Here is a 13,486-nt window from a genome sequence, read left to right as displayed (position 1 = left end):
TCCCAATGAACCAGATGTCCCCCGTCACCGTCTCCGCCAATGGACGCGACTATGCCTGGCCGCGGGTGCCGGCCATCGCCATCTGCCTGGACGGCTGCGAGCCCGCCTATCTCGATGAAGCCATCAAGGCCGGGCTGATGCCGGCGCTGGAGCGCATCAAGCAGCGAGGCACCGTGCGCACCGCGCATTCGGTGATCCCGAGCTTCACCAACCCCAACAACCTCTCCATCGCCACCGGTCGCCCGCCGGCCGTGCACGGCATCTGCGGCAATTATCTCTACAACCCGGAAACGGGCGAGGAGGTGATGATGAACGATCCGAAGTTCCTGCGTGCGCCGACCGTGTTCAAGGCCTTCTACGACGCCGGGGCAAAGGTTGCGGTGGTGACGGCGAAGGACAAGCTGCGCGCGCTGCTCGGCCACGGCCTGGCCTATGACGACAACCGCGCGATCTGCTTCTCCTCCGAGAAGTCGGACACCACGACGAAGGCCGCCAACGGCATCGACAATGCGTCGGCCTGGCTCGGCCGGCCGGTGCCGGAAGTCTATTCCGCCGAACTTTCCGAATTCGTCTTCGCGGCCGGCGTCAAACTGCTCAGAGAATTCCGGCCGGACGTCATGTACCTGACCACCACCGACTACGTGCAGCACAAATATGCGCCGGGGGTGAAGCAGGCGAATGATTTCTACGCCATGTTCGACCGCTATCTCGCCGAGCTCGATGCGCTGGGTGCCGCCATCGTCGTCACAGCCGACCACGGCATGAAACCGAAGCATCATGCCGACGGCACGCCCAACGTCGTCTATGTCCAGGACCTGCTAGACGAATGGCTGGGCAAGGATGCCGCCCGCGTTATCCTGCCGATCACCGACCCGTATGTCGTGCATCATGGCGCGCTCGGCTCCTTCGCCACCGCCTATCTGCCGAAGGGCGCCGACCGCGCCGACATCATGGCCAGGCTCGCCAAGGTGGAAGGCATCACCGTCGTGCTCGGCCGCGAGGAAGGCTGCGCCCGTTTCGAACTGCCCGAGGACCGCATGGGCGATATCATCATGGTCTCCGGCGAGAACAAGACCATCGGCACCAGCGCACACCGCCATGATCTGGCAGCACTCGACGAGCCGCTGCGTTCGCATGGCGGCCTCACCGAACAGGCCGTGCCTTTCATCACAAACCGGGTGCTGTCCAACCAGCCCGCAGCGCCGGCGCTGCGGAATTTCGATGCCTTCTATTATGCGGTGATGGCAGCCGCGCAGCCGGCGCAGTGAGGACAATGCCATGACCAAGGCAGAAACCTCCATCAAGGTCCGCCACGAGCCGATGCGCATCGCAGGCCGCAAGGTCGATGCCGACGACGTCATCGAAGTGCGCTACCCATGGGACGATACGGTGGCCGGCACGGTGCCGGCCGGCGGCGCGGCGCATGCCAGGGAAGCCTTCCAGATCGCTGCCGACTACCAGTCAAAACTGACGCGATACGAACGCCAGAAGATCCTCTTGAAGACAGCCGAACTGCTCGACGTCCGCAAGGACGAGATTTCCGACCTCGTCACGCTGGAGCTCGGCATTTCCAAGCAGGACTCTCTCTATGAGGTCGGCCGCGCCTATGACGTGTTCACGCTGGCCGGCCAGATGGCGATCCAGGATGACGGCCAGATCTTCTCCTGCGATCTCACCCCGCACGGCAAGCAGCGCAAGATCTTCACGCTGCGCGAGCCGCTCAAGGCGATCTCGGCGATCACACCGTTCAACCACCCGCTCAACATGGTGGCGCACAAGGTGGCGCCGGCGATCGCCACCAACAACTCTGTCGTCGTCAAGCCGACCGAGCTCACGCCGATGACGGCGCTGGTACTGGCCGACATACTCTACGAGGCCGGCCTGCCGCCGCAGATGCTGTCGGTCGTCACCGGCTGGCCGAAGGATATCGGCGACGAGATGATCACCAATCCCAACATTGAGCTGATCACCTTCACCGGCGGTGTGCCGGTCGGCAAGCTGATCGCCTCCAAGGCGGGCTACCGGCGCCAGGTGCTGGAGCTCGGCGGCAACGATCCGCTGATCATCCTCAACGATCTCTCCGACGACGATCTCGCCAAAGCGGCCGACCTCGCCGTCGCTGGCGCCACCAAGAATTCCGGCCAGCGCTGCACGGCAGTGAAGCGCATCCTGGTACAGGAAAAAGTGGCCGACCGTTTCGTGCCCATGGTGCTGGAACGCGCCAAAAAGATCGTCTTCGGCGATCCGATGGATCTTGCGACGCAACTCGGCACGGTCGTGCATGACAAGGCAGCCGCGCTGTTCGAGCGCCGGGTCCATATGGCGGCCGAGCAGGGTGCGGAAGTGCTCTACAATCCGGGGCGCAAGGGCGCGCTGTTACCGCCGATCGTCGTCGACCGCGTGCCGCATGCCTCCGAACTGGTGATGGAAGAAACCTTCGGCCCGATCGTGCCGATCATCCGCGCACCGGACGATGACGATGCCCTGATCGCGCTGTCCAACTCTACTGCCTTCGGCCTGTCGTCGGGCGTGTGCACCAATGATTTCCGCCGCATGCAGAAATACATTTCCGGCCTTCAGGTCGGCACCGTCAACATCTGGGAAGTGCCAGGCTACCGCATCGAGATGAGCCCGTTCGGCGGCATCAAGGATTCCGGCAATGGCTACAAGGAAGGCGTCATCGAGGCGATGAAGTCCTTCACCAACGTCAAAACCTTCTCGCTGCCCTGGTAGCAACAATCAGGGCGGCGGCACGTGCCGCCGCTCAGCGTGCAAATCGAAGAAAGCTGCCATGGCGACCGTGCACACCGAAGGGGAGTCCAACAAAGCGCCCGCCCGCAGGGACTGGGACGCGCGCCAGGATCATGCGCCGTCGCGGGCGCTGCTGCAGCGCGACGGCGAGGCCTTCCTGCACCAGTCGCTGTCCAGCCCCTGCGTGTCGACCATCGCCAGGGCCGAAGGCATCTGGATCGAGGACCTGGCCGGCCGGCGCTACATGGATTTCCATGGCAACAGTGTCCACCATATCGGCTATGCGCATCCGCGCCTCATCGCCGCGATCAAGCGGCAGCTCGACGAACTCTCCTTCGCGCCGCGCCGTTTCGCCAACGAGCCGGCTGTCGAACTCGCCGAAAAGCTCGGCCAGCTGGCGCCGGCCGACCTGTCGAAAGTGCTGTTCACCACCGGTGGCTCCGACGCCATCGAAGTGGCGCTGAAGATCGCCCGTGCCGCCACCGGGCGTTTCAAGACGCTGTCCTTCTGGGACGCTTTCCATGGCGCCGGTTTCGGCGCGGCTTCTGTCGGCGGCGAGGCGACGTTCCGTTCGCAGATCGCCGGACCGTTGATGACGGGCGCCGAGCATGTCGCGCCCTGGGCAAGCCGCAACTGCGCCTATGGTCATGACAGCCTCGAGGCTTCGGCCGGGGCTTGCGCCAACATGATCTCCTATGTGCTCGGCCGCGAGGGCGACTTCGCCGCCGTCATCGCCGAACCGATGCGGGCGACGCCGCTGGCGCCTGCGCCAGGTTTCTGGAAGGCGGTGCGCGAAGCCTGCAACCGGCACGGCACGCTGTTGATCTTCGACGAAATCCCGACGGGGTTGGCCAAGACCGGCAAGTTCTTCTCGCACCAGCATGACGACGTCACGCCAGACATCCTGGTGCTGGGCAAGGCGCTGGGTGGCGGCGTGCTGCCGATCGCCTCGGTCATTGCCCGGCGCGCGCTCGACGTCGCAGGCGATTTCGCGATCGGCCACTACACCCACGAGAAGAACCCGGTGACGGCGCGCGCCGCGCTCACCACCATCGCCATCATCGAGGAGGAGGGGCTGGCCGAGCGCGCTGCCGAACTCGGCGCCTATGCCATGGGTAGGCTTTCCGAGCTGATCGGCCGTTCCGCACATGTCGGAGAGGTGCGAGGCCGTGGCCTGATGATGGGAGTCGAACTGGTCGAGGACCGCGCCGGCTATCGGCCCGCGCAGGAGCTGGCGGAACGTGTCTATTACCGCTGCCTGGAAGAAGGCCTGAGCTTCAAGATCAGCGCCGGCAACGTGCTGACCCTGTCGCCGCCGCTGGTCATCGGCAAGGCAGATCTCGAACGGGCGCTTGCCATCGTCGAAGATGCCGTGATGGCTGGATGACCCGGTCGGCTCGCGAACAAAAAAGCAGGAAAGTGGGAGACGACTGTGACACAGTATGACTTGGCGGTGGTCGGGGCTGGTATCGTGGGGCTCGCCCATGCGCTCGCCGCTGCACGGCGTGGCCTGCGCGTGGTTGTCATCGACCGCGATGCCCGGGCCAACGGCGCCTCGATCCGCAACTTCGGGCTGGTCGTGGTCAGTGGGCAGGAGCCCGGAATTTCGCGTTCACGCGCCGAACGCACACGCGCCATCTGGCTGGATCTTGCCGCAGAGGCGGAGCTCGATGTCCTGCATCGCGGTAAGCTTGTCGTCGCGCGCAGGCCGGAGGCGCTTGCCGTGTTGCAGGCCTTCGCCGCAACCCCGGACGGCGCTGAATGCACGCTGCTGTCGCCGGCCGATGTCATCGGCCGCTTGCCGGCCCTGCGCGGCGCCGAGATTGCCGGGGGCCTCCACAGCCCGTTTGAATTGCGCGTGGAATCGCGCGAGGTGCTGCCGAAGCTGACCGCTTATCTCGCCGAACAGCTGGGCGTCGAATTCCGCTTCGGCGTCGCTGTCACCGCGATCGAAAAAGGCCTGGTCGTGACCAGTGCTGGAACTGTCCGTGCCGCCAAGGTGGCGGTGTGCCCGGGCGACGACCTGACCAGCCTCTTTCCCGAGCGCATCGGTCAATATGGCGTGCGCCGCTGCAAGCTGCAGATGCTGCGGCTCGCCGACCCTGGTTTCCGGCTGGATTCGGCGCTGGTCTCGGATCTCAGCCTGCTGCGTTATGAAGGCTATGCGGGGCTGCCGGAGGCTGCGGCATTGCGGCAGCGCCTCGAAAGCGAGCAAGCCGGTGAACTTGCCAATGGTGTCCATCTCATCGTCACTCAGAGTGCCGACGGCTCGCTGGTGATCGGCGATTCCCACCACTACGGCACCACACCCGATCCATTCGGCTCGGAAGAGGTCGACCGGCTCATATTGGGCGAATTCGTCCGGCTGTTTCCGGCAGCCCAACCGACCGTGACCGCACGCTGGACTGGAACCTATTCCTCCGCCCGCTACGCAGCATTTCGCGATGCCCCGCACGAGGACATAAGGCTGGTCATGGTCACCTCCGGCACCGGTGCCAGCACCGGCTTCGCGCTGGGCGAGGAGACGGTGGCGGAGTTGTTTGGTTGAAGCCGGGTGTCGGACCCGCCCTTGCGAAGGCGAGGCGCTGGTATCTCCCCCTTGCGGGGAAGAAATCCAAGAGAGGGGATATTCAGCTGAGACCTCTCGCAGTCATCGTTACGGTCAAACTGATCCCGGCTTTCAAATGAAGGGCTGCTTGGAGCAGTCCTTGTCGACGTTGCGGCTGAAAATCCCCTCTCTTGCGATTGCTAGCACTTAGCCTGCGCCGCCCCAAAGGGCGTGCTCGTCTAAGATGCTGAAATCGCTTTCGCCCCCGAAAGGGGGACATAGAGACGCTGCGCTTCAGACCCCCAAACCCTCTATGACAACCTCATGACAAACATCAGCCAAACCTATTCCACCATAGAATAAATAGATTTTCCTTATCGTACGACCCTAATCTAATGTGGCTCATGGACGTCGCGTGCCGGCATCTCTGGGCCGGCACAGATGCCAGACCGGCGTCCCAATACATCGAAGAATGTGTCACCAGACGGGGAACCTAGCCATGAAATTGCGCATAACATCCGTGCTTGCAGCGCTTGCTGCAACCTTCGCCGCTTCGGCAGCGATCGCCGAGACCAATCTGACGGTCTACACCGCGATCGAGGCCGTCGACCTCGACCGCTACAAGGCGACTTTCGAAAAGGCCTATCCCGATATCAAGATCAACTGGGTGCGCGATTCCACCGGTGTGATGACGGCGAAGCTGCTTGCCGAGAAGGACAATCCGCAGGCCGATGTCGTCTGGGGCCTTGCCGCCACCTCGCTGCTGCTGTTGAAAAGCGAGGGCATGCTGGAGCCCTATGCGCCGGCCGGCCTCGACAAGCTCGACAAGCGTTTTGTCGACAGCGCCAATCCGCCGTCCTGGACCGGCATGGATGCTTATGTCGCCGCCATCTGCTTCAACACCGTTGAGGCCAAGAAGCTCGGCATTGCCGCGCCGAAAAGCTGGAAGGACCTGACCAAGCCCGAATACAAGGGCCATGTCGTGATGCCGAACCCGAACTCTTCGGGCACCGGCTTCCTCGATGTGTCGGCCTGGCTGCAGATGTTCGGCGAGAAGGATGCCTGGACCTTCATGGATGGCCTGCATCAGAACATCTCCGCCTATACCCATTCCGGCTCCAAGCCCTGCAAGATGGCCGGCGCCGGCGAGACGGTGATCGGCGTTTCGTTCGAGTTCCCCGGGGCCAAGGCCAAATCCGCCGGCGCGCCGATCGACATCATCTTCCCCGAGGAAGGTTCCGGCTGGGAGGCCGAAGCCACGGCCATCGTTGCGGGCACCGCCAACCTCGAAGCGGCCAAGAAACTGGTCGACTTCTCGGTCTCGAAAGAGGCCAACGAGATGTACAATGAAGGTTATGCCGTGCTGGCCTTCCCGGGCATTGCCAAGCCGGTCGAGCATTTGCCTGCCAATGTCGCCGACCACATGATCAAGAATGATTTCGAGTGGGCGGCCAACAACCGCAAGGCGATCCTGGCGGAGTGGGCCAAGCGCTACGACGCCAAGTCCGAGCCGAAAAGCTGAGCAATCCAGCCGGGCGCCGCCGGAAGCGGCGCCCGTTCTGCTTGAACACCAGTCGTTTCCGCTTGCACCAAAGATGGGCCACGAGATGAAACACGAGACCGTCACCGGAGCGGGTGCCGCTCCGCTGCGCCTTGAGCCGCGGGCGTCTGCCGGTTCCAGCTATCTGGTCATCGACCAGGTCTGGAAGACGTTCGGAGACTTCGTCGCGCTGAAGGGCGTGTCGCTGGATATCAGGGAGGGTGAGTTCGTCTGCTTCCTCGGGCCCTCCGGCTGCGGCAAGACAACCTTGCTGCGCGCCATCGCCGGACTCGACCTGCAGACGCGTGGCTCGATCCACCAGGCGGGCAGGGACATCTCCAACCTGCCGCCGTCGAAGCGCGACTACGGCATCGTGTTCCAGTCCTATGCGCTGTTCCCGAACCTGACGATCGAGAAGAACATCGCCTTCGGCCTGGAAAATGCCCGACGGCCGAAAGCGGAGATCCGGGCGCGCGTTGCAGAACTGCTTGCCCTGGTCGGCCTGTCCGAACAGGCGAAAAAATATCCGGCCCAGCTCTCCGGCGGCCAGCAGCAACGCATCGCTCTGGCCCGTGCCATGGCGGTTTCGCCGGGCTTGCTTTTGCTCGACGAGCCGCTGTCGGCGCTCGACGCCAAGGTGCGTGTCCATCTGCGCCACGAGATCAAGGAATTGCAGCGCAAGCTCGGCGTCACCACCATCATGGTCACCCACGACCAGGAGGAAGCGCTGTCGATGGCCGACCGCATCGTTGTGATGAACCACGGCGTCATCGAACAGGTCGGAACGCCGAGCGAGGTCTATCGCCATCCCAACACCTTGTTCGTCGCCGACTTCATCGGCGAGACGAACCAGTTCCCGGCCCGGATGATCGACAGTGAGACGGTCGGGCTCGCCGGGACGGAACTCGTTTGCGCATCCTGCGAAGTAACCCCGGGCAGCGATGTGACCGCGGTGATCCGCCCGGTCGATATCATTCCCCATTCGCTCGACGGGCGCGAAGACATCAAGACCCCGCAGAATCTGATCGATGTCACGGTGCTGGAGATGGAATTCCTCGGCGCCTTCTGGCGCTGCCGCCTGTCGTCGCCGCGCTTCGGCGAGCGTGTGCTGGTCGCCGACTTCTCGATCAATGCGGTCCGCCGTCTTGGCATCGAGACAGGCCGCGCCATGCGTGTCGAGCTGCCGCAGAACCGCGTGCTCGTTTTTCCGAAGGCGAGCTGAGATGAGCGCGGCAGCCCTCGACCTTCCCGCCGGCAGCACGCCGCGCCTGTTGTTGTCGTCCGACGATATCGTCAAGCGTGGCCTGATGCTGGTCATCGCGCTCTATCTGTTACTGGCGCTGGCCGCCCCACTCTATGTGCTGTTGTCGAAGTCGATGTCGACCTACCGTTTCGACCTCGACGCCTTCGAGATCGCGCGCAGCGACGACAGCGGCACCGCCTTCGGTCCGGCGCGCACGGTCGCCGCGCTCAACGCCGATGCCAAGGCGATCACCGAGGCGCAGCTTGCCACCGGTTCTGACGGGAGGCTGTCGGTCACCGGCCTGTTCAAGGACTTCAGTTTCCGCAGCCCGCTCAAATACCGCATCCGCGGCACCACCGGGCAGTCCGCCTTCCTGGTCGGTTCGGACCTGAAGCGCGGCACCGACTGGGTGGAGGTCGATTCCAACACTTTCCGCCGCGTGATGCTCCGCCCGGCCCGTACCGTCGGCTTCGACAATTTCGTCGCCTATGTCTCGACGCCCTCGCTGGCGCAGGCGATCTGGAACTCGGTCTTGATGGGGGTCATCAGTACCGTGCTGGTCATCGGCATCGCCTTCGGCCTTGCCTATGCGCTCAATCGCAGCCGCATGCGCTTAAAGGGCTTGTTCCGGCTCATCATGACCGTGCCGATCCTGGTGCCGTCGCTGTTGCCCGGCATCGCGCTGGTCTATCTGTTCGGCAATCAGGGCCTGCTCAAAAGCTGGATGATGGGCAACTCGATCTATGGACCGATCGGCATCGTCATCGGCTCCGTCTTCTTCACGTTGCCGCATGCACTGCTGATCATCTCGACGTCGCTCAGCGTCGCCGATGCGCGCCACTACGAGGCAGCGGCGGCTTTGCGCGCCACCAGATGGCGCACCTTCTGGACGGTGACTGTACCCGGCGCGCGCTACGGCATCGTATCGGCCGCCTTCGTGGTATTCACCATGGTCATCACCGATTTCGGCCTGCCCAAGGTCATTGGCGGCCAGTACAACATGCTCGCCGTCGACATCTACAAACAGGTCATCGGCCAGCAGAATTTCGAGATGGGCGCGGTGGTATCCGTGCTGCTCATCATTCCGGCTATTGCCGCCTTCTTTGTCGACCGCACCATCCAGAAGAAACAGGTGGCGCTGCTGTCGGCCCGCTCGGTGCCTTACGAGCCGAAACCGAACCGCGGCTTCGACTGGGGCTGCTTTGCCTATTGCGCGCTGATCGGGGCATTCATCCTGACGATGATCGGCGTGTGCCAGCTGGCGGCGATGGTGAAGTTCTGGCCTTATGACCTGACGCCGAGCCTGAAGAACTTCCGCTTCGACCTGATGGATGGCGGGGGCTGGGCCGCCTACCACAATTCCATCAAGATGGCGCTGCTGACCGCCTTCTTCGGTACCATCATTGTCTTCATCGGCGCCTACATGGTGGAAAAAAGTGACGGCTTCCGAGCCGGGCGTTCGCTGTTCCAGTTCCTGGCCATGCTGCCGATGGCGGTGCCCGGCATGGTGCTCGGCCTTGCCTACATCTTCTTCTTCAACAACCCGGCTAACCCGCTGCACGCCATCTATGGGTCGATGACCATTCTGGTGATCTGCACGATCACCCATTTCTACACCGTCTCGCATCTCACCGCGTTGACGGCGCTGAAACAGATGGACCGCGAGTTCGAGCCGGTGGCGGCTTCGCTGAAGCAGCCGTTCCACAAACTGTTTTTCCGCGTCACGCTGCCCGTTTGCCTGCCGGCGATCCTCGACATCTCGATCTATCTGTTCGTCAACGCCATGACGACGGTTTCGGCAGTGGTGTTCCTCTATTCGACGCAGACGCAGCTTGCCTCGGTGGCCGTGCTCAACATGGACGATGCTGGCGACGTCGCGCCGGCTGCCGCCATGGGCATGATGATCTTCTACACTAACATCGCCGCTCGTCTGATCCACGCGGCTGTGTCGCGCTTGCTGCTGTCGCGGACGCAGGTCTGGCGGGCGAGATAGGACATAGAGATTGCCTGCGGTTGCCGCGCGGAGGTTTGTTTGGTGGTCTGCTAGTTCGGTCTTGAAAGGGGCTTCCTGATCCAAATCGGCATTCCCTCTAATCAATCCTGTGGATATGTTTACTCGCTCAACACCACCGTCATTTGCGCATTGGTGATTCTAGCTAGCGTCGGCTCAACCGGACACGGAGGGGCTGATGAGTCGGTTGCTGCTTGGCGCGACGTTTGTAGTCGCGGGGGTTCTCGGTGCGTGCAATCCTGGCTTTCCGGGCTGGTCCGATAGCGGACAGGCCTTTGCGCAATCCACTCTGGCTGGAACAGCGGGCGGTGGCTCCACGACGCCGGGCAGCACCGGCTTCAGTAATGGTGGTGCCGGCATTGGAGCAGGCGGCAAGTCTCAAGACAGCAAGCCGAATGGTGCGGCTTCGACATCCGCCAAGGATGAGAGCAGCGGCATAGCGAAGCCAAACAGCCAGGGTGATGCCAGGGGTGCCACCTCTCAGGATCGCGATCCTGATGCAGCGGCCAAGATCGGCAATGGCACCAGTAAGACCGCCGACAAGGACAAAGCCGAAAACAAGGATGCCGCCAAGGCCAAGGCGGAACAGAAGGCGGCTCCTGAGGCAGCGGCGATGGCTGCGGCTACCTCAGGTAGCGGTACGATCGGCAAGGATCCGGAGGCGATCGGCGCGCCGGCCAAGGTTGATCTGCCGAGCAGGGCCTCGAATGGCAGTCTTGGCTATTCCGTTGACATCGACGTCCCGGCCTTCCGCGGTCTCGAGCCGAAGCTGTCGCTGACCTACGATTCCTCACGCAAGACCAAGCTTAGCGGGCTCTACCAGGGCTGGCTGGGTTATGGCTGGGGGCTAGACGGCATCGACGTCATTGAGCGGGCGAGCCCCGGCTACGGCATGCCGGTGTTCGATAGCTCGGATGTGTTCCTGCTCAACGGTATGCCGCTGGTGCCCTGCGGATCTGGCGTGTCGTCGCCTTCGTGTACGGCCGGCGGCACTCATGCCACTGAGAATGAATCCTATCGACGCATCAAGCAGCTTGGATCGGAATACTCCAGATATTGGGAGATCACCGATCGTGATGGCACGGTCTCGACCTTCAGTTCGGTTGTCGCCGTATGGGGCAGCGCTCCAACCAACAACCTTGGCTATGCGTATCGCTGGCTGTTGACCTCAGTTCGAGATGTCCACGGAAACACGGTCAACTACAGCTACAGCTGTCCAGATTCACCGGTCTGCTATCTCAATGCCATTTCCTACAACGGCACTACAGTCACGTTTTACCGCGAGGCACGACCCGACCCCATCCTGATGGGGAGTGGCGAGGGCATTTCGGAGACAAACACTCGCATCAAATCGATCGCGGTGCGGGTATCCGGACAACTACGTGGTGCCTATGCGCTGGCTTATGATCAAGCGCCGTTTTCCATCGCTTCGCGACTGGTACGCGTCACCCGTCATGGTTCGGATGCCAGTATCGACAGCTCCGGCACCATATCTGGAGGTGCTTCCAAGCCCATTGCTATCATGAACTACCAGGATGCGGGAGCTGAGTTCAACACGCGCAACATTGCCCTGTTCGGCAATGCCGTTTCCGGCGTTTCAATCCCGACCCAAGTCGGCGATCTCAATTTCGACGGTCGTGATGAAATTTTCGGCGATAGCATCACATCGAGAACCGTAAATAGTGGGGGACATGAAGGCAGTACCACCACCTATCACGACCGTACCAAGATCATCCATCAGTTCGCTACGGATGGTTCGCTTGCAGCGACAAAGTCGCTGGACCTGGGTTCCGTTTCGCAGCCGGGATCCGGTTCGGGAATTCCGGTGCCTGGCTATAACTCGGAAGCCGGTCGTTTCATCCCCGGCAAGGCAACGATGGATTTTGCCGATGCGGTCATGCAGTACTACACCGACGGTCATTCCGGGCGCACCAGCTATTCAGCCGCGCGATCGATCCTGCAGACAGATGCACAGCTCAATCTAGTCAAAATCGCTTGTGGCAACGCGCTGCCTCCGGTGCCAATGCCGACAGGCTACGAGGCAACCTGCGGAACTCTTCCTCAGGGTGCCATGAACAATGCATCGGCTCCCTACAATTTCGTCGCCGACCATGACGGAGATGGCGTCGATACACTGTATAGCCAGGAAACCAGTCTTCCTATTTTGGGCGTAGGTGACTTCCTGGGTAACGGCAGACAGGCGCCGCTCTTCATAGCTGGCGTCACAACGCGCAAGGGCGTGCTGTCGGGCGGCACCTGGCAAGTCGGAGACACAATTCCTGCGTCATGCTCTTCCACGCCCTATGCGGGGGCTGGAACCTGCGTGCTGGGTGACATCAATGGCGACGGCGCAACAGATATCCTTGGTTACAACGGCAACACTGGCGCCATTCAAATTCTGCTGTCGACCGGCAATGGCTTCAAATCCTTCAGTGTCAATTCGGCTGCGGGCCGCTCTGCGGTCCTGCGCGACTTCGACAATGACGGGCGCATGGACCTGATCACCGTAGAGACTCCGGTGACCCCTCCTGTGGGGCCGGTCCTCTCCAACGGACAGATGCGGGTGTTTTCGCTGCAGCCAAGCGGCGGAGCCTATTATCCGACGCCGTTCAGTCCGTTTTCGCTTACTGGCACGACATTGATCGGTGACTTCAACGGCGATGGTTTGCCCGACTTCGTCAATCGCAATGGCGCCGGCAGTTTTGTCGATACGGTCTATGTCTCTAGTGCCGGTGCGGGCACACCCAACCTGCTGCGGATCATCACGACAGAACTCGGCGGCACTGTAATAGCCAATTTCGCGCCGTCGACGCAGTGGCAGAACGACTACCTGCCACAGGTCGTGCATGCGGTGACCAAGCTGAAGGTTTACGACGGCCGTGGTCAGGTGGCGGAAACGGATTATGCCTATTCCGGCGGCAGATACGATCCTGTCGTGCGGCGCTTCCTCGGCTTTGCCAGCGTGATCGAAACCAGGCCGGCGGGTAATGGCGAGATCAACCGCCCGACCGTCGAGACGACCTACCGCCAGGATCTGGCGAGCCATGGCCTGCCGTCGCTGGCCGTCTACAAGGACGGTTCCGGCGTCGAGCGTAAACGTGTCACAGAGGCCTACACTGTCAACGCCGTAACCAAACCCTACTGGGTGCAGAACACCGGCACGACGACCACCGAAACGGATGGTCCCATCGCGTTGACCCGCACGCTCGATCGCATTTTCGACGCGTGGGGCAACATCACAGAGATCAAGGACTACGGTCGTAACGATGTCAGCGGGGACGAGGCGTGGACGGTCTATGCCTACGCGCCGACACTTAGCTCCTACATCGTCTCCAAGTCGCGCTATGAGGCGATCCGGGATTCTTTTGATCCCAACGCGTTCCCGATCAAATA

8 protein-coding genes are annotated in these 13,486 nt (G+C 62.2%); all 8 read left to right on the top strand.

The genetic code is table 11. From position 1 onward, the window contains the following. The first annotated feature begins 5 nt into the window (after window positions 1–5). Complete coding sequence (phnA, locus tag ACFWYE_RS30505; RefSeq protein ID WP_379115752.1) at window positions 6–1,268, top strand: phosphonoacetate hydrolase; 1,263 nt, start codon at window positions 6–8, stop codon at window positions 1,266–1,268. Between the two features lie 10 nt (window positions 1,269–1,278). After that, complete coding sequence (phnY, locus tag ACFWYE_RS30500; RefSeq protein ID WP_379115751.1) at window positions 1,279–2,733, top strand: phosphonoacetaldehyde dehydrogenase; 1,455 nt, start codon at window positions 1,279–1,281, stop codon at window positions 2,731–2,733. A gap of 58 nt (window positions 2,734–2,791) precedes the next feature. Beyond that, window positions 2,792–4,138 carry an aspartate aminotransferase family protein gene (locus ACFWYE_RS30495; RefSeq protein WP_379115750.1) on the top strand — a complete coding sequence of 449 codons (1,347 nt, stop codon included), beginning with the start codon at window positions 2,792–2,794 and terminating at the stop codon, window positions 4,136–4,138. Window positions 4,139–4,183: 45 nt separating this feature from the next. Beyond that, window positions 4,184–5,299, top strand: a complete 1,116-nt coding sequence (locus ACFWYE_RS30490; RefSeq protein ID WP_379115749.1) for a TIGR03364 family FAD-dependent oxidoreductase — start codon at window positions 4,184–4,186, stop codon at window positions 5,297–5,299. 499 nt (window positions 5,300–5,798) lie between these two features. After that, window positions 5,799–6,821, top strand: a complete 1,023-nt coding sequence (locus tag ACFWYE_RS30485; RefSeq protein ID WP_379067289.1) for a putative 2-aminoethylphosphonate ABC transporter substrate-binding protein — start codon at window positions 5,799–5,801, stop codon at window positions 6,819–6,821. An 85-nt stretch (window positions 6,822–6,906) separates the two neighbouring features. Beyond that, complete coding sequence (locus ACFWYE_RS30480) at window positions 6,907–8,061, top strand: putative 2-aminoethylphosphonate ABC transporter ATP-binding protein (RefSeq protein ID WP_379115748.1); 1,155 nt, start codon at window positions 6,907–6,909, stop codon at window positions 8,059–8,061. Window position 8,062: 1 nt separating this feature from the next. Then, a complete protein-coding gene (locus tag ACFWYE_RS30475; RefSeq protein WP_379115747.1) occupies window positions 8,063–10,075 on the top strand; it encodes a putative 2-aminoethylphosphonate ABC transporter permease subunit in 2,013 nt (670 codons plus the stop codon). Window positions 10,076–10,271: 196 nt separating this feature from the next. Further along, window positions 10,272–13,486, top strand: a 3,215-nt coding sequence (locus tag ACFWYE_RS30470) for a toxin TcdB middle/N-terminal domain-containing protein (protein WP_379115746.1), incomplete at its 3' end; no start/stop codon positions are given.

This window comes from Mesorhizobium sp. NPDC059025 (assembly GCF_042739655.1).
Lineage (GTDB): Bacteria > Pseudomonadota > Alphaproteobacteria > Rhizobiales > Rhizobiaceae > Mesorhizobium.
Note: the sequence above shows the minus strand (reverse complement) of the source record. Positions and strands in the feature narration are given on the sequence as shown.